Raw genomic sequence first — 16,241 nt, forward strand, 5'->3', positions numbered from 1 at the left:
CTCACGAGGGGATCTGCAGCATTTCAGGATTTGTTTGCAGATTTGGTGCAGACGCGATTCTGCTGCTGGCGCGGGCGAAACGTGATTGTTACGCAATGGCCGTCTTTCCCCTGGGATGATCGGCTGCACACATGCTTGGACGTATCAGGACCGCGGTTCTCTGGATCCTTGCTCTGCTCTTCATTTTAGTCACGCTGAACAGCAACGAGCCCTATCTGGTTCGGCTGCGGGGCAGCGGCCATGTGGCCCTGCTCCTCATCGGGCTTGCTGTCCCGCTGCTGCTGATGCTCGGCGGCCGGTGGCGGCAGGGGGCCGCCGGACGCGCGCTCGTGCTGGCATGGTGCGTTCCGCTGATCATGCTGACGTCGACGCAGTTCATGTTTGCCTGGCGCAAGTACGAGACGTTCCGCACGCCCCCCGACGTGGCGCGTCTGCTCGGCCGGCATTTCATCGTCGGCTACACGGCCGTGGGCGACGCAGCCGCGTTGGCGCGGCAGGGGTTGATCGCGGGCGTCTATATTACTCACCACAACGTCCGTGGCCGGACCGAGCCGCAACTCCGTACCGAGATCGCGCGGTTGCAGGACGCGCGCCGGAGTGCCGGGCTGCCGTCCCTGCTGGTCGCGGCGGATCAGGAGGGAGGCGCCGTCGCGCACCTGTCTCCGACACTGCCGAACATGCCCGGCCTCGCCACGCTGGCCGATCTGCCGGCCTCGCGGCGAGCGCAGGATGCGTTCGCGATGGGGCGCGCCCAAGGTGAGGCGCTCGCGGCTGCCGGCATCACCTTCAACCTGGCGCCTGTCGTCGACCTTCGCCCGAGCTGGACACGCAACCGACTGGACTTTCACACCTTGATCGGCCGCCGCGCGATCTCCAACGATCCCGCGGTGGTTGGCGACATTGCGCTCGGCTACGTCCGTGGCCTGGAAGCTAGCGGTGTCCGCGCGGCCATCAAGCATTTCCCTGGTCTGGGTCGCGTCGCAGCCGATACGCATCATTTCTCGGCACAGCTCGGCACACCGGCAGATGTCCTGGAACGGTCGGATTGGCGGCCATTTCGACAGGTGCTGCAGGGCTCGCACGCGGCGATGATGGTCGGTCACGTGACGGTCGATGCGGTCGATCCGGAGCGGCCTGCCTCACATTCCAAAGCCGTGCTCGAGGGACTCATTCGCGGCCGCTGGAACTATCAGGGTGTGATTGTGACGGATGATCTCGTGATGGGGGCGATCTACGGCCGCGATCTCTGCAAAGCTGTCGTGGAGGCTCTGAACGGCGGTGCCGACCTGTTGCTGGTGGCCTATGACGGCACCCAGTTTCATCGCGTGCTGGCCTGCGCCAAGGAGGCTCTGGCGCAAGGACGCATCGACCTCGATGCCCTCAGCCGAAGCGATGAGCGGCTGAAGCGCTGGGCGCCGGCGGTTGACAGATCAGAGCCGTCGAATGTGTCCACGGTTCTGCAAGAGACTGGAGCCGAGCATCAGAAAATCGTCGACTGAAGGGCAGGACAGCGCGAGTCCTCAGCGCGGGCCGTTGCCGGTCCAGTTGCGCCAGGCGACGTTCGAGAGGCTTCTCAGGTCGGTCGCCAGCGGGCGTCGTACTTGTTTGTCGTGCTGGGCAATGAGGTGCTCGGACTCGCGTATCTTGAGCTGGAGTTCCGCGACCTGCCGCTTGGTGTGTTCGAGCGCCTTCGCATCGGCGCTCTCGCCCACCGTGAACCGCGCCGTCTCAATCTGCTTCAAGGCAGCACGATTCTTTTTGAGCTGGGCGCGATGCCAGGCAACCTTGCTGTCACTGTCCGCAACCATGGTGGACTCCCGCGAAATGCCGCGAAGACTAAACGACCGATTTCTGATTCGCGACAGCCTAGGCCCGGCATCGGCAACATCGGAATACCGATCTGCCGAATCATCGTCTCGATGACTTGAACTTGGCCAGCTCAATCCAACCTCGCGGCGCGTCTCATCTCATCGATCAGTTCGGACGCTTCAGCCTTCGTCATCTCCGCTTGCGTGGGGGCAGGGCGACCGGCCTGCTCGCTGAGCGTCTTCAAGCAGGACGCGTGGGCATCGGTCATCGGATCGGCTCCGGAACCCCAGTCCTCGGGTTCTTTCTGCAGCCGTTCAGCCATGGGGCTCTGCCGTTCTTGGCGGGCTCAATGCGCCAGCTTGCAGAATGTTCCCATTTTGTTCTATGGTGTAATGATCATCGTCTGAGGGGGGCTCCATGCGCGATCTCGATCTGGTTCGAGCCGAAATCGACCGTCTGCGCCTTCAGGTCGGGCGGCAGCGTCGCGAAATCGTGCAACTGCGGCGGGGCGGCGTGCCGGCGGCGGCGGCCGAAGCGCTGTTGCAGCGGATGTTGGGAACGCTTGAGGGACTGCGGCAACAACGCGAGCAGCTCAAGCTGGAAGAGGCGAGCAGGCTGCCTCCCAGGCAGAGAGGGGCCCGGCACGCATGACATTCCGGCGACAAGGTCGAGCGATCCGCTGCTCGTCGGTATTCAGCTCGCCGAGACGGCCATGGCGGGTCCGCGCCCGGTTATGAGGAGGTCCGCGTCCTTGGCTTGGGCAGCGAGGGCAAAGGTGGGTCGGCGGTCCCGTGCCGCTCGCCAACCTGGGGCGTGTGAGCTTCGGGCAATACGATGTCCGGCGGTACGGCCGTCAGCTCTTCCGGAGTGGCCTCGCATGATTTGATCTCGAAATTGTTGTCCAGAATTTTCTCGCCATGCGTGCCGAACGTGATGAGATCGGCCTGTTCCGCGGCCTCCCAGACCTCGCGCTCGGTGGGAAACGGGCGGGTCATCTGTTCGTCATTCTCAAACAATGCGTAGGGCACGAGCGCCTCCAGATTGCGATCCGCCGACGCAGCGATGCCGTGCCGCCCGACGCCGCCCATCCATTTCAAGGCAGGGACGTCCAACAAACTGCGGCACGTGCGGGCTGGTTCCACCCCCCGGGAGAGCGTCAAGCGATTGACCAGTTGTGACGGTCCTCGCGCTTTCCAGGTGGAACATGCCCGCCAGCGGGAGGTTGCCCGCGGTGCGAATGGCCAGGAGAGTTCAATGGATATCAAGGGAAAGAAGATCGCGATCCTCGCAACCAACGGGTTCGAGCAATCCGAGCTCGAAGTGCCCCGCGATCGCCTCAAGCAGGCGGGCGCGACCGTCGAGATCGTCTCGCTCGCGCCGGGCGAGATCAAGGGATGGAATGAGAAGGACTGGGGACGGCCCGTCAAGGTCGACAAGACGTTGGATCACGCTTCTGCTGCGGACTACGACGCCGTCGTGCTACCGGGCGGCCAGATCAATCCGGATCTGTTGCGGCTCGAGCCGAAGGCGCTACGGTTCATCAAGGAGATCTTCGAAGCCAAGAAGATCGTCGCGGCGGTCTGTCATGCGCCGTGGCTCCTGATCGAGACCGGCATCGCCAAGGGGCGCAAAATGACGTCGTACAAATCGATCAAGACGGACGTTGCCAATGCCGGCGCGCAGTGGCAGGACGCGGAGGTCGTCGTCGATCAAGGCGTGATCACCTCGCGCAATCCCGGCGATCTGGAAGCCTTCAGCGCCAAGATCATCGAGGAGGTCAGGGAAGGCCGCCATCTCAAGCGCAGCGCGGCTTGAAGCTGAGATCGGAAGCCGGGAGAAATCCCGGCCACCTCAGGAGGGACAGGCCCAGCGCCCGAGGGGTCGAACGCTGGGCCGCAGTCCACACGGAGTGCCTCCAGCGAGATGGGGGAACGCCGCCAGAGGCACGGACATGACTCGCGGCGGGCTGGGTCGTTCCTAATTCCTATGTTCGGCCCTTCGCCCGCGTGACTTCGATGATAGCCTCGCAAGGTTCAGTGAGGAATCGGAACTTCGCTGCTCATCCCGGGTTTGCCGCTTTTGGCCAGGCCGCGGAGATGCGTCGTGAGCGAGAAGGCAAAAATCCAGGACTACAAATCTCCGGCTGGCGGTTGGGGGTCGGTGCACGCGGTCGCGAGCATCCTCACGCAGGAGGAGGTGACGCTGCTCGGCAGCGAGATCCTGCTGAAACAGAACAAGCCGGGCGGCTTCATGTGCGTCAGCTGCTCCTGGGCCAAGCCGGCAAAGCCGCACCCGTTCGAATTTTGCGAGAATGGCGCCAAGGCGACCGCGTGGGAAATCACCGGCAAGACCGTCGGACCGGAGTTCTTTGCTCGGCACAGTCTGACAGAGTTGCGAGGCTGGTCGGATCATCAGCTCGAAGAGCAGGGGCGTCTCGCTCATCCCATGCGCTACGACGCTGCGGCGGATCGCTATGTTGCCGTGAGCTGGGACGAGGCCTTCCGCGACATCGGGGCGGAGTTGAACAGGCTCGATCCACGGTCGGTCGTGATGTACACGTCGGGCCGGGCCTCGCTCGAGACGAGCTACATGTATCAGCTGTTCGGCCGGATGTACGGCACCAACAATTTTCCCGACAGCTCCAACATGTGCCACGAGTCGACGTCGGTAGCGCTGCCTGAGGTGATCGGCGTGCCCGTCGGCACGGTGCTGCTGGAGGATTTCGACAAAGCGGATTGCATATTTTTCTTCGGCCAGAACACGACGACGAACTCGCCGCGCATGCTGCATCCGTTGCAGCGGGCGGCGCAACGCGGCGTACCCATCATCACCTTCAACCCGCTGCGTGAGCGAGGGCTGGAGCGCTTCACCGATCCGCAGAACCCGATTCAGATGGTGCTGACCGGCGGGACGCGGATCAGCACGCAATATCATCAATTGCGCGTCGGCGGAGATGGGGCGACGCTGCTCGGATTGTGCAAGGCGGTCATCGAGGCGGATGACGCGGCGGTCGCCACGAAGAGCCCGCGTGTGCTGGATGTCGCCTTCATCGAGCAGCACACGTCCGGCTTCGAGGCCTTTGCGACCTTCTGCCGGCAGGCGTCGTGGAGCGATATCGAGCGGTCTTCCGGCCTCGAGCGCGCCGCTATTCTGGAGGCAGCCAAGGTCTACGCGAACTCGCACGCTGTGATCGCCAATTACGGCATGGGAATTACGCAGCATCGGCATGGCGTCGAGACGGCCAAGATGATCGTGAATCTCCTGCTGTTGCGCGGCAATATCGGCAAGCCCGGGGCCGGCATCTCGCCTGTCCGCGGCCATTCCAACGTGCAGGGTCAGCGCACCGTGGGAATCTCCGAGAAGACCAAGCTGGTGCCACTCGACAAACTGGCCGATCTCTATTCCTTCGAGCCGCCGCGATGGGACGGTCTCAGCACGGTGGATGCCTGCCAGGGCATCATCAAGGGCGACGTGAAGGGCTTCATCAGTCTCGGCGGCAACTTCCTGCGCGCCGTCCCGGAACGTTCGCTGATGGAGCCGGCGTGGTCGAAGCTGCGGCTGTCTGTGCAGATCGCAACCAAGCTCAATCGCAGCCACATCGTCGCAGGCGAGGTGACCTATCTGCTGCCGTGCCTCGGCCGCATCGAAATCGACCGACAGGCCAGCGGAGATCAGGCGGCCTCGATGGAGGACTCCACCACCTGCATTCACGGCTCGCGCGGGCAGCGCCAACCCGTCGCCGAGACCCTGTTGTCCGAACCAGCCATTGTCGCCGGTCTCGCCAAGGCCACCCTGAAGCCAAATCCGCACGTCGACTGGGATGCCTGGGTGGGCGACTACGCGCGCGTCAGAGACGCGATCGAGCGGACCTATCCCGAGCAGTTCAAAGACTTCAACAAGCGCCTGTTTGAGCCCGGCGGCTTTCCGCGGCCGCTTGGCGCCCGCGAACGCAAATGGAAGACGCCGACCGGCAAGGCGAACTTCACCGTGCCCAAGGCGGCGCTCAATCCTCCGGAGGAAGGCAATGGCGTGTATCAGCTGATGACCTTGCGCGCCGACGGCCAGTTCAACACCACCATCTACAACGAGGACGACCGTTTTCGCGGCGTCACCGGTGGCCGTCAGATCGTCTTCATGAACGCGAGCGACATGGCTGATCTGGGCATCAAGCAGGGCGAACCGGTTCGGCTCTCGACCGAGGCCGATGACGGCGTGGAGCGCTCGCTGGGCGGGCTCCAGGCAGTGGCGTTCGACATTCCGCGCTACAGCGTTGCGGCCTACTACCCCGAATGCAACGGATTGATTCCGCTATGGCACTATGCGGAGGGCAGCAAGGTGCCCGCCGCCAAGTCGATCCCGGTCCGGATCTCGCGCGACATGGCCTGAGCTACCCGGGGCGGTCAGCCCGCAGCCCGTTGTCGTGCGTCGTCCGGAGCCGCCGTTGCGCAAGGGCTCGTGATCTCCGGCGGGGTCGCGCCGGGGCGGAGCGGGACGACCAGCCGGCACACCAATCCCTCTGGACGCCAGTCGAAGGAGGCGCGCCCACCGAGCTGGCTTTCCACACTGGCCATCAGGCTGCGCGTGCCGAAGCCGCGCGAGGTCGGTGCGCGCACCAAGGGACCGCCGGTTTCAATCCAGATCAGATCCAGGCGCTCATCCTGGATGGTCCATTTGACCGAGAGATGTCCGGAGCGGACCGACAGCGCGCCGTATTTGGCCGAGTTTGTCACCAGCTCGTGCAGCGCCAACGCCAGCGTCTGTGCGGTCGCAGGCTCGAGTTGCAGCTCGGCACCGTCAAAGGCGACCTGGCCGCCCGGTGCATAGGGTGCAAGTTCTTCGGCCACCAACCTGCTTATCTTCGCACCTTCCCAGCTTGATAGCGAGAGGATGGTGTGAACGCGGGCCAGTGCGCTGATGCGCCCCTCTACCGCGTTGACATAGGTCTTCACGCTGTCCGCCTTGGTGAGCCGCACGATCGACTGGGCCAAGGTCAGCGCATTCTTGGCACGATGATCCACCTCGCGGGTCAGCAGGTTCTGTCGTTCCTCGGCGCGCTTGCGCTCGGTGATGTCGATCGTGACCCCGCTGACGCGGATCACGCGGCCAGTCCTGTCGGTGGTCGCCGCGGCCGTTCCAACGCACCACCGCTCTTCGCCATCGGGCCGGTTGATCCGGAACTCAGCCTCATACGAAGCCGTGCCACGGCTGAATTCCGCGACCACCTGGCGGGCGCGCTCGGCATCCTCCCGGTGCAGCAGCGCCATGATGTTCACGGTGTTCAGCTCGAAGTTCTGCGGCGTGACGCCGAAGATGCGGTACTGGCCCTCATCCCACATCCAGTCGCCATTGACACCGTCCCAGTCCCATGAGCCCATCCGGCCGGCCGCGATCGCCATGCTCCGACGCTGCTCGCTCTCGACGAGCTTTGCTGTTGATCGCTCAAGCTCGGCCGTGCGGGCCCGTACCCGGTCCTCCAGCTCAAGGTTCAGATGTTCCAGCTCGCGTGTCTTGCGATAGAGCTCGGCAAAGACCTTGATTTTGGCGCGCAGCACCTCCGGCACGACGGGAACCGGCACGTAGTCGACGGCGCCCATCTCATAGCCACGCAGGCGATCGAAGTCGCTTACCTGGATGGCGGAGATGAAGATGATCGCAATCTTCTGGAACCTCGGATGCTCACGGATCATTTGCGCCAGCTCGAAACCGTCGAGCTCAGGCATGCAGACGTCGACGAGGATCACGGCGATCTCGTTCTTCAACAGAATTTCGAGCGCCTCGCGACCAGAGGTGGCGACTACGAGGTTTTCGCCGAGTTCCTTCAGGATGACCTCGTAGGCCAGCAGCTTCGCGGGCTGATCGTCGACCAGGAGGATGTTGACCTTCGCATGTTCCATCATGATGAGCCGTTCAGCGGTGCAGCCACATGCGAATCGCAAGAAGCAGCTGCTCGGTGTTGACGGGTTTTGCCAGATAATCGGAGGCGCCAGCCTCGAGACACTTTTCGCGGTCTCCCTTCATGGCTTTCGCGGTCAACGCGATGATGGGGAGCCGGACGAAGGCGGGGTTTTGCCTGATGACGCCGATTGTCTGATAACCATCCATCTGCGGCATCATGATGTCCATGAGGACGATCGCGATTGCAGGATTGCTCTGCACCAGGTCGATCGCTTCGCTGCCGGTGGTCGCCGTCAGCACTTTCATGCCGCGGCGTTCCAGCACGCTGGAGAGAGCAAAGATGTTGCGGGCGTCGTCGTCGACCAGCAGCACCGTCTTGCCGATCAGATCCTCGTCGGAACTGTTCAGCTTCTCGAGCATGCGCTGCTTCTCGAGCGGCAGTTCCGTAATCACGCGGTGCAGGAACAACGACGTCTCGTCGAGCAGCCGCTCCGGCGATTCGACGCCCTTGACGACGATGCTCCGCGCCATCGTATGCAGTTCCGCATCCTCCTCGGCCGACAATTCCCGCCCGGTGAAGACGACCACCGGAACGCTCGACAAGAATTCGTCGGAGCGCAATTGATCGAGGACGTCGAACCCGCTCATGTCGGGCAGCCGCAGATCGAGAACCACGCAATCGCACGGGGCGCTACGCAGCGTATCGAGCGCCGCAGCTCCCGTATCCGCCGCGATGATCTCGATGTCGTCGTGATCCAACAGCTGGCGGATGCTGAGCTGCTCGGCCGCGTTGTCCTCGACGATCAGCAGCCGCTTGCGTCGCGGCTTGGCGTATTCCTTGATCTGCGACAGGGCCGCGCTGACGCCTTCTGTTGTCGTGGGCTTGCTGACAAAGGAGAAGGCGCCACGCGCCAAAGCGTGCTGGCGATCTTCGTCGAGCGTGATGATCTGCACCGGGATGTGCCGTGTCAGCGGATTATGCTTGAGCTGGCTCAGAACGGTCCAGCCGAGCATATCCGGCAGGAAGACGTCCAGAGAGATCGCGGCTGGTTGATACTGCTTGGCGAGATCCAGCGCTTCGGCGCCGCGGCCGGCGATCAGGACCTTGAAGCCCTTATCGCGCGCGAGGTCGATCAGGACGCGCGCGTAGTGTGGATCGTCCTCGACCACGAGCAGGATCGTATCGCCGGGTTCGAGATCGAGACGATCGTCCGGCGGCGGCTCGATCCCGCGCTCCGGCGCGGCCGCTTGCTGCAGGGCTGGAGGTTGAACGTAGGGAACGGGCGATGCGGGACTGACGCGCGGCGTCGTTGCGGGACCTGAATATTTGAGCGGCAGATAGAGCGTGAAGGTGCTGCCTTTGCCGGGGGCGCTCTTGAGATGGATCTCGCCGCCCAGGAGGTTGGCGAGCTCGCGGCTGATCGCGAGCCCGAGACCGGTGCCGCCATATTTGCGGCTCGTGCCGGCATCCGCCTGCTGGAACGCCTCGAAGATCAGCTTCTGCTTGTCTTGCGGAATGCCGATGCCGGTGTCCGAGACCTCGAACGCGATCACGGCCGGCGCAGTGTTGAGCACCGGATGTTCTGCGCTCCATCCGCCGAGCGCCGCAGACACCTTCAAGCGCACCCCTCCTTCGGCGGTGAACTTGAAGGCGTTCGAAAGCAGGTTCTTCAGCACCTGCTGCAAGCGCTTGGAATCCGTGACGATGCTGCGGGCCAGGTTCGGGTCGACGTCGATGTTGAAGGCGAGCAGGCGGTTTTCTGCCTCGTGGCGGAACGGACGTCCCACGGTATCCAGGAGGTTGGTGGTGAGGATCTCCTCGGCATCGACCGTCACGGTGCCGGACTCGATCTTGGAGAGATCGAGGATGTCGCTGATCAGATTGAGCAGATCGGTGCCGGCGCCATGGATGGTGCGGGCGAACTCGACCTGCTTGAGAGTGAGATTGCCGTCCGGATTCTCGGTCAGCTGCTGGCCGAGGATCAGGATGCTGTTGAGCGGCGTGCGCAGCTCGTGCGACATGTTGGCGAGGAACTCGGACTTGTACTTGGATGTCAGCGCGAGTTCGGTCGCCTTTTCCTCGAGCGCGCGGCGGGCCTGCTCGATCTCCTGGTTCTTGCGCTCGACCTCGACGTTGCGCTCGGCGAGCTGTTGCGCCTTCTGCTCGAGCTGTTCGTTGGTCTGCTGCAGCTCGCGCTGCTGGGTCTGAAGCTCCGCGGCGAGCTGCTGCGACTGCTTCAACAGTCCCTCGGTCTGCATCGTGGCTTCGATCGAATTGAGCACGATGCCGATGGAGTCGGTGAGCTGCTCGAGGAACGTCATCTGCGACGTCGTGAATGGGCTGAGCGACGCCAGCTCGATCACCGCCTTGACCTGGTTCTCGAACAACACCGGCAGCACCACGAGGTTCTTCGGGACGGCGCGGAGCAGGGCGGAGCCCACGGGGATGACGTCGGCTGGGATCTCCGAGACCAGCCGCTGGCGTTTGTCGATCGCGCATTGCCCGATGAGGCCCTCGCCGAACTGGACATGCGTCCGGTGAGGATAGATGCCGTCATCGGCGTATGAGGCGAGCAGGCGCAGCTGTGGCGCGGACTCAGTCTCGACCTGATAGATCACACCGCGATGGGCGTTCACCAGCGGCGTCAGCTCGGTCAGCAGCAGGCGGCCGACGGTGGTCAGGTCGCGCTGGCCCTGCAGCATGTTGGTGAACTTGGCGAGGTTCGTCTTGAGCCAATCCTGCTCGGTGTTGAGGTCGGTGGTGAGCCTCAGATTGGTGATCATCGTATTGATGTTGTCTTTGAGCTCGGCCACCTCGCCGCGGGCATCGACCTGGATGGAGCGGGTGAGATCGCCCTTGGTCACGGCCGTCGCGACCTCGGCGATAGCGCGCACCTGGGACGTCAGATTGGCCGCGAGCAGGTTGACGTTGCCGGTCAGGTCCTTCCACGTGCCGGCCGCGCCGGGCACGTTGGCCTGACCGCCGAGCCTGCCCTCGACGCCGACCTCGCGGGCCACGCTCGTCACCTGGTCGGCGAAGGTCGCCAGCGTCTCCGTCATGTTGTTGATGGTGTCGGCGAGCGCTGCGACCTCGCCCTTCGATTTGACCGTGAGATTCTGCTTGAGATCGCCGTTGGCGACGGCGGTCACGACCTTGACGATGCCGCGGACCTGCTCGGTCAGGTTCGCGGCCATGAAGTTCACGGTATCGGTGAGGTCTTTCCAGGTGCCGGCAACGCCCGGCACCTGCGCCTGTCCGCCGAGCTTGCCTTCGGTGCCGACCTCGCGCGCCACGCGCGTCACCTCGCCGGCGAAGGCGTTGAGCTGATCGACCATGGTGTTGATGGTGTTCTTCAGCTCCAGGATTTCGCCCTTCACGTCGACGGTGATCTTGCGCGACAGGTCGCCGCGCGCCACCGCGGTGGTGACCTCTGCGATGTTGCGGACCTGCGTGGTCAGGTTGGCCGCAAGCAGGTTGACGTTGTCGGTCAAATCCTTCCAGGTGCCGCCGACCCCGGGCACAACGGCCTGGCCGCCCAGCCGGCCCTCGGTGCCGACCTCGCGCGCGACGCGCGTCACTTCGGCCGCGAACGAGCGCAACTGCTCCACCATCGTGTTCAGGGTGTCCTTGAGCAGCAGGATTTCGCCGCGCACGTCGACCGTGATCTTCTTCGATAGGTCGCCGCCGGCGATGGCGGTCGCGACCTCGGCGATGTTGCGGACCTGCGCGGTCAGGTTCGAGGCCATGAAGTTGACGCTGTCGGTGAGGTCCTTCCAGGTACCAGCGACTTCGGGCACCTCGGCCTGGCCGCCGAGCTTGCCTTCGGTGCCGACCTCACGGGCGACGCGCGTCACTTCGGACGCGAAGGCGTTGAGCTGGTCCACCATCGTGTTGATGGTGTTTTTCAGCTCGAGGATTTCGCCCTTCACGTCCACGGTGATCTTGCGGGAGAGGTCACCGCGCGCCACGGCCGTGGTCACCTCGGCGATGTTGCGGACCTGGGCCGTCAGATTGCCGGCCATCGAGTTGACGCTGTCGGTGAGATCCTTCCAGGTGCCGGCGACGCCGGGGACGTTGGCCTGGCCGCCGAGCCGGCCCTCGGTGCCGACCTCGCGCGCCACGCGCGTCACCTCGCCCGCGAAGCGGTTGAGCTGATCCACCATCGTGTTCAGCGTCTCCTTGAGGCTCAGGATCTCGCCGCGGACGTCCACCGTGATCTTGCGCGACAGGTCGCCGCCGGCGATGGCGGTTGCGACCTCGGCGATGTTGCGCACTTGGGCGGTCAGATTGCCGGCCATCGAGTTGACGCTGTCGGTGAGGTCCTTCCAGGTGCCGGCGACGCCGGGCACCTCGGCCTGGCCGCCGAGCTTGCCGTCGGTGCCGACCTCGCGCGCCACGCGGGTGACTTCGCCAGCAAAGGCGTTGAGCTGGTCGACCATCGTGTTCAGCGTCTCCTTCAGTTGAAGGATCTCGCCGGAGACGTTGACCGTGATCTTCTTCGACAGGTCGCCCTTGGCGACGGCGGTGGCAACCTCCGCGATGTTGCGGACCTGGCCGGTCAGGTTCGAGGCCATCGAGTTGACGCTGTCGGTGAGGTCTTTCCAGGTGCCGGCGACTCCACGCACCATGGCCTGGCCGCCGAGCTTGCCCTCGGTGCCGACCTCGCGCGCCACGCGCGTCACCTCGCCGGCGAAGGCGTTGAGCTGGTCGACCATCGTGTTGATGGTGTCCTTCAGCTCCAGGATCTCGCCCCGCACATCGACGGTGATCTTCTTGGACAGGTCGCCATTGGCGACGGCGGTCGTCACCTCCGCGATGTTGCGGACCTGCGCCGTCAGGTTCGACGCCATCGAGTTGACGCTCTCGGTGAGATCCTTCCAGGTGCCGGCAACGCCGAGCACGTTGGCCTGGCCGCCGAGCCGACCGTCGGTGCCGACCTCGCGCGCGACGCGCGTGACCTCGCCGGCGAACGCGTTGAGCTGGTCGACCATCGTGTTCAGCGTCTCCTTCAACTGAAGTATCTCGCCGGAGACGTTGACCGTGATCTTCTTTGATAGATCGCCGCTGGCGATGGCGGTCGCGACGTCGGCGATGTTGCGCACCTGGGCCGTCAGGTTCGACGCCATGAAGTTCACGTTGTCGGTGAGATCCTTCCAGGTGCCGGCAACGCCCGGCACCTGCGCCTGGCCGCCGAGCTTGCCCTCGGTGCCGACCTCGCGCGCCACGCGCGTCACTTCGGAGGCGAAGGCGTTGAGCTGGTCGACCATCGTGTTGATGGTGTCCTTCAGCTCCAAGATCTCGCCGCGCACGTCGACCGTGATCTTGCGTGACAGGTCGCCGCGGGCGACCGCAGTGGTGACGTTGGCAATGTTGCGGACCTGAGCGGTGAGGTTGCCGCACATCGCGTTGACGGAGTCGGTGAGGTCCTTCCAGGTGCCGGCAACGCCGGGAACGATCGCCTGGCCGCCGAGCTTGCCGTCGGTGCCGACCTCGCGCGCCACGCGCGTCACCTCAGAGGCGAACGAGCGCAACTGATCGACCATCGTGTTGATGGCTTCCTTCAGCTGCAGGATCTCGCCGCGCACGTCGACGGTGATCTTCTTCGACAGGTCGCCATTGGCCACCGCGATCGTCACCTCCGCGATGTTGCGGACCTGGCCGGTGAGGTTGTTGGCCATCGAGTTGACGCTCTCGGTCAGGTCCTTCCAGACGCCCGTGACCTCGGGAACCTGGGCCTGGCCGCCGAGCTTGCCCTCGGTGCCGACCTCGCGCGCCACGCGCGTCACCTCGGAGGTGAAGACGCTGAGCTGCTTGATCATCGTGTTGACGATGGTCGCCGACTGCAGGAACTCGCCGCCCAGAGGCCGCCCATCGACGTCCAGCTTCACGGTCTGCAGGAGGTCGCCTTGGGCCACGGCGGCGACCGCGCGCGTCACCTCGCGGGTGGGCCATAGAAGATCGTCGATCAACGTGTTGATCGAGCTCTCCATGTCCGCCCAGGAGCCGCTGGCAATGCCGAATCGCACGCGCTGGCGCGTCTTTCCCTCCCGTCCCACGACCTGGCCGACGCGTTCGAGCTGCTGCGCCATCCGCTCGTTGGCTGCAATGATCTCGTTGAACGTGTCGGCGATCTTGCCGTCAATGCCGAGATAGTCGCCGCTCATGCGCACGGAGAAATCTCCGGAACGCATCGCCTGGAGGACACGGAGCAGATCCTGGCTGGCATCGGCCGCCTCGGCTCCGTTGCCTTGGCGACCAAACCCTTGGCGCAGGGGCATCGGACCGGCAGCAGAATCGACATCGCTCATCAAGTTCCCCCGTGGCAGACCGCCTGCCAGCAAGAATCCGAGATTCGTATAGCCGGCGGCATACAAGCCGCCGCAACTATCCAAATCAAGCCGGGACGCCGATTTCTCAGGCTTATGGAACCGGCTTCTGCTGGCACAAGCACCTCAACTCCCCTCCAGCAATAGGGTTCCAAAGGATTTAACTGCCAACGAGGACGGCCATTTCCATGGAACAACGAAGAGACGCCGTCGGAGAACCGCGGGTCGAGATCGGTAGCTCAGTCGCCGCGATGGCCTCCGAAGGCACGATGGGGAATGGTGCGGGAGACAGGAGGAGGTCGGATGGCGCTGCAATGCGCGCCATGTTCCATCGAGCGCAGGGCGAATATTAATATCATGTAACAGAGTTGCACCGCTCCGCCGCGTCTACCAACTCATTGGGATGAAACAATCAGATCTTTTCAGAGAGAACGCAGACAACTGTCTTCAGCTCGCGGAGCGCGCCGACGGAGAGCCGGCGTTCCGGCGCTATCAACGGATGGCCCAGGGCTGGAACGCCCTCGCCCTCCAGCAGGATTGGCTCGATGGCGAGATTGCGCCGCTCGGAGAGCCCTGGACTGCGCTGCCCAAGTAACAAATCCGAATGGAGGAGCGTCCCATGACACCCCGCACCGTTCTCATTGCACTGCTGACGGCCTTCGGCCTGGCATCGGCCGTCGCCGCGTTCACGACGATCCGCCAGGTGCATACGGAAGCGTATTCGCTGCCGCAGCCCATCACCCGCATCTGAACCAGCGGCAGCATCAAAGCTGCCGATCCGCCAGAGGATCCATAGACCTGTCCATCGGCGTAGGTCGCGTTTGCAGCCGCCAATTGTACATGGATCGATCCGAGCTCCGCCGGCTCGCCGGTACGGCCCAGCGGGGTCTGGCCGCCGCGCGTCCAGCGTCTCCATTTCAGCTCCGCCGGAGACCTGAAGCGGGGTCCAGGTTGGCCGGGAGCGACGGCGTTACGAGTACCCTTCGGCCCGGCTGCTTGGCCAACGACTTTACGTAGTTCGTTGGCTGATCCCGGCTTGACGTGAGGGCAGGCGGCCTTGATGATCCAGAACGGGGCATGAATGTTGGCCTTCATGGTTGCATCGAAATCTTCGGAAGAGACGTCCCGGATCGACTGACGCGTCTGCTGCCGCGACGATGTCGAGTCCGCCGAGCGCTTCGATGGCCTGTTGCACCAGCCGCCGGCAGAACTCCTCGTCGCGCAGGTCGCCAGTGATGGCGACGGCCTTCCGCCCTCCCGCCCGGATCAAGGCGATGACCTCCTGCGCATCCGGCTCTTCGGTTGGGTCGTCGCTCGGCGCGTTTCGGCGAGGGCGTCAGTGCGTCCCATGCAGCAGTCGCTCCCCGGTGATCAGCGCCTTGCGCCGGCGAGGGCCTCCGAACTGCGCTGAGCCGGGTGACGCGGTCGATTCTGCGACGTGTTAGCTCAAGGAGGGAACGAACAGGCGTAGCCGGCGTCGTTACGGCGCGAACCGCGGCCGCGTCGGCGCTACCCAGCTCGGCGCGCTTGGATCACCGACAGAAGGAGCTATCCGATGACGCAGCCAAGCCAAGGCATTGTCAGGACTGAACGCGGCGAGGACCAGCCCGCCGACAAGGAGCGTGCGCAGCGGGTGCATAAGACTACATCGCCGGATGCGCCCTCGCGCGAGGCGACGCGGCATCCTTCGCAGGATCGCAAGCAACACAGCGGAGACTTGGATTCGGACTGAGCGTCCGGCGGGACTTGGGAACAGCCGGTGACGGTCGAACGTTGCCGATCCATTGGCATGGGAGGATCACATGACATCGATGCTCGATGAACGCGAATATGGCAACCTGATTGGAAGCGACAAGGTCGAAGGCACGGCCGTCTATGGCGCCGACGACACCAAGATCGGCACCATCGAACGCGTGATGATCGACAAGCTGAGCGGGCGGGTCTCGTATGCCGTCCTGGGCTTCGGCGGCTTCCTCGGGCTTGGCAATGACCACTACCCGTTGCCCTGGCAATCCCTGAAGTACGACACGCGACTCGGCGGCTACGTTACCGGCGTGACCGAGAATCAGCTGCGAGGTGCGCCGAAATATTCCGACGAGCGTGAGTGGGACTGGGGCGATGCCGGAGCAGGGCGCAAGGTCGACGACTATTACGGCGTCCAACTCGCTTAGGACCGCCGAACCCGTTCATTGCGCTGTCCAGGCCGTTGA

Annotated in this window: 12 protein-coding genes and 1 pseudogene; 7 read left to right on the forward strand and 6 right to left on the reverse strand. The window is 64.2% G+C overall.

Features of this window, described 5'->3' with window-relative positions; genetic code table 11:
* The first annotated feature begins 131 nt into the window (after positions 1 to 131).
* On the forward strand, positions 132 to 1,499 hold the full coding sequence (locus ACQR1F_RS26110) for a glycoside hydrolase family 3 N-terminal domain-containing protein (protein ID WP_434914110.1): 1,368 nt from the start codon (positions 132 to 134) through the stop codon (positions 1,497 to 1,499).
* Positions 1,500 to 1,520: 21 nt separating this feature from the next.
* Here the strand turns inward: ACQR1F_RS26110 and ACQR1F_RS26115 are convergent, their stop codons facing one another.
* Entirely contained in the window at positions 1,521 to 1,808 is a 288-nt protein-coding gene (locus tag ACQR1F_RS26115) for a hypothetical protein (protein WP_315799890.1), read from the reverse strand.
* Between the two features lie 131 nt (positions 1,809 to 1,939).
* Positions 1,940 to 2,131, reverse strand: a complete 192-nt coding sequence (locus tag ACQR1F_RS26120) for a DUF3072 domain-containing protein (RefSeq protein ID WP_315799891.1) — start codon at positions 2,129 to 2,131, stop codon at positions 1,940 to 1,942.
* Positions 2,132 to 2,226: 95 nt separating this feature from the next.
* Between ACQR1F_RS26120 and ACQR1F_RS26125 the strand changes: the two genes are divergently transcribed.
* Positions 2,227 to 2,460, forward strand: coding sequence for a hypothetical protein (locus ACQR1F_RS26125; RefSeq protein ID WP_434914111.1), 234 nt, complete (start codon positions 2,227 to 2,229; stop codon positions 2,458 to 2,460).
* Positions 2,461 to 2,540: 80 nt separating this feature from the next.
* Here ACQR1F_RS26125 and ACQR1F_RS26130 read toward each other — a convergent pair whose 3' ends face one another.
* On the reverse strand, positions 2,541 to 2,897 hold the full coding sequence (locus ACQR1F_RS26130; protein ID WP_434914139.1) for a hypothetical protein: 357 nt from the start codon (positions 2,895 to 2,897) through the stop codon (positions 2,541 to 2,543).
* A gap of 166 nt (positions 2,898 to 3,063) precedes the next feature.
* Between ACQR1F_RS26130 and ACQR1F_RS26135 the strand changes: the two genes are divergently transcribed.
* On the forward strand, positions 3,064 to 3,624 hold the full coding sequence (locus ACQR1F_RS26135) for a type 1 glutamine amidotransferase domain-containing protein (RefSeq protein WP_434895223.1): 561 nt from the start codon (positions 3,064 to 3,066) through the stop codon (positions 3,622 to 3,624).
* Positions 3,625 to 3,912: 288 nt separating this feature from the next.
* Complete coding sequence (locus ACQR1F_RS26140) at positions 3,913 to 6,195, forward strand: FdhF/YdeP family oxidoreductase (protein WP_434914112.1); 2,283 nt, start codon at positions 3,913 to 3,915, stop codon at positions 6,193 to 6,195.
* A 14-nt stretch (positions 6,196 to 6,209) separates the two neighbouring features.
* Here the strand turns inward: ACQR1F_RS26140 and ACQR1F_RS26145 are convergent, their stop codons facing one another.
* Complete coding sequence (locus ACQR1F_RS26145) at positions 6,210 to 7,703, reverse strand: HWE histidine kinase domain-containing protein (protein ID WP_316236699.1); 1,494 nt, start codon at positions 7,701 to 7,703, stop codon at positions 6,210 to 6,212.
* Positions 7,704 to 7,716: 13 nt separating this feature from the next.
* Entirely contained in the window at positions 7,717 to 13,896 is a 6,180-nt protein-coding gene (locus ACQR1F_RS26150; protein ID WP_315800421.1) for a HAMP domain-containing protein, read from the reverse strand.
* 538 nt (positions 13,897 to 14,434) lie between these two features.
* Here ACQR1F_RS26150 and ACQR1F_RS26155 point away from each other — a divergent pair.
* Both ACQR1F_RS26155 and ACQR1F_RS26160 read left to right on the forward strand, forming a co-directional pair.
* Positions 14,435 to 14,626 (forward strand): hypothetical protein, encoded by a 192-nt coding sequence (locus tag ACQR1F_RS26155; RefSeq protein ID WP_316215853.1) that lies wholly within the window; start codon positions 14,435 to 14,437, stop codon positions 14,624 to 14,626.
* 24 nt (positions 14,627 to 14,650) lie between these two features.
* On the forward strand, positions 14,651 to 14,782 hold the full coding sequence (locus ACQR1F_RS26160) for a hypothetical protein (protein ID WP_315799897.1): 132 nt from the start codon (positions 14,651 to 14,653) through the stop codon (positions 14,780 to 14,782).
* A gap of 14 nt (positions 14,783 to 14,796) precedes the next feature.
* Here ACQR1F_RS26160 and ACQR1F_RS26165 read toward each other — a convergent pair.
* Positions 14,797 to 15,457 (reverse strand): annotated as a pseudogene (locus ACQR1F_RS26165) (SDR family oxidoreductase); the annotation flags it as partial.
* A gap of 376 nt (positions 15,458 to 15,833) precedes the next feature.
* On the opposite strand from ACQR1F_RS26165, the gene ACQR1F_RS26170 reads away from it, so the two are divergent.
* Positions 15,834 to 16,202 carry a PRC-barrel domain-containing protein gene (locus ACQR1F_RS26170; protein WP_315738064.1) on the forward strand — a complete coding sequence of 123 codons (369 nt, stop codon included), beginning with the start codon at positions 15,834 to 15,836 and terminating at the stop codon, positions 16,200 to 16,202.
* Positions 16,203 to 16,241 lie beyond the last annotated feature (39 nt).

This window comes from Bradyrhizobium sp. HKCCYLS3013, assembly GCF_051167615.1.
Lineage (GTDB): Bacteria > Pseudomonadota > Alphaproteobacteria > Rhizobiales > Xanthobacteraceae > Bradyrhizobium.

Excerpts from the sequence above, each read along its gene's own strand:
- ACQR1F_RS26115 (WP_315799890.1), bottom strand. The coding sequence starts at position 1,808 with ATGGTTGCGGACAGTGACAGCAAGGTTGCCTGGCATCGCGCCCAGCTC.
- ACQR1F_RS26155 (WP_316215853.1), top strand. The coding sequence starts at position 14,435 with ATGAAACAATCAGATCTTTTCAGAGAGAACGCAGACAACTGTCTTCAG.
- ACQR1F_RS26110 (WP_434914110.1), top strand. The coding sequence starts at position 132 with ATGCTTGGACGTATCAGGACCGCGGTTCTCTGGATCCTTGCTCTGCTC.
- ACQR1F_RS26150 (WP_315800421.1), bottom strand. The coding sequence starts at position 13,896 with ATGCGTTCCGGAGATTTCTCCGTGCGCATGAGCGGCGACTATCTCGGC.
- ACQR1F_RS26160 (WP_315799897.1), top strand. The coding sequence starts at position 14,651 with ATGACACCCCGCACCGTTCTCATTGCACTGCTGACGGCCTTCGGCCTG.
- ACQR1F_RS26125 (WP_434914111.1), top strand. The coding sequence starts at position 2,227 with ATGCGCGATCTCGATCTGGTTCGAGCCGAAATCGACCGTCTGCGCCTT.
- ACQR1F_RS26145 (WP_316236699.1), bottom strand. The coding sequence starts at position 7,703 with ATGGAACATGCGAAGGTCAACATCCTCCTGGTCGACGATCAGCCCGCG.
- ACQR1F_RS26135 (WP_434895223.1), top strand. The coding sequence starts at position 3,064 with ATGGATATCAAGGGAAAGAAGATCGCGATCCTCGCAACCAACGGGTTC.
- ACQR1F_RS26130 (WP_434914139.1), bottom strand. The coding sequence starts at position 2,897 with ATGGGCGGCGTCGGGCGGCACGGCATCGCTGCGTCGGCGGATCGCAAT.
- ACQR1F_RS26120 (WP_315799891.1), bottom strand. The coding sequence starts at position 2,131 with ATGGCTGAACGGCTGCAGAAAGAACCCGAGGACTGGGGTTCCGGAGCC.
- ACQR1F_RS26170 (WP_315738064.1), top strand. The coding sequence starts at position 15,834 with ATGACATCGATGCTCGATGAACGCGAATATGGCAACCTGATTGGAAGC.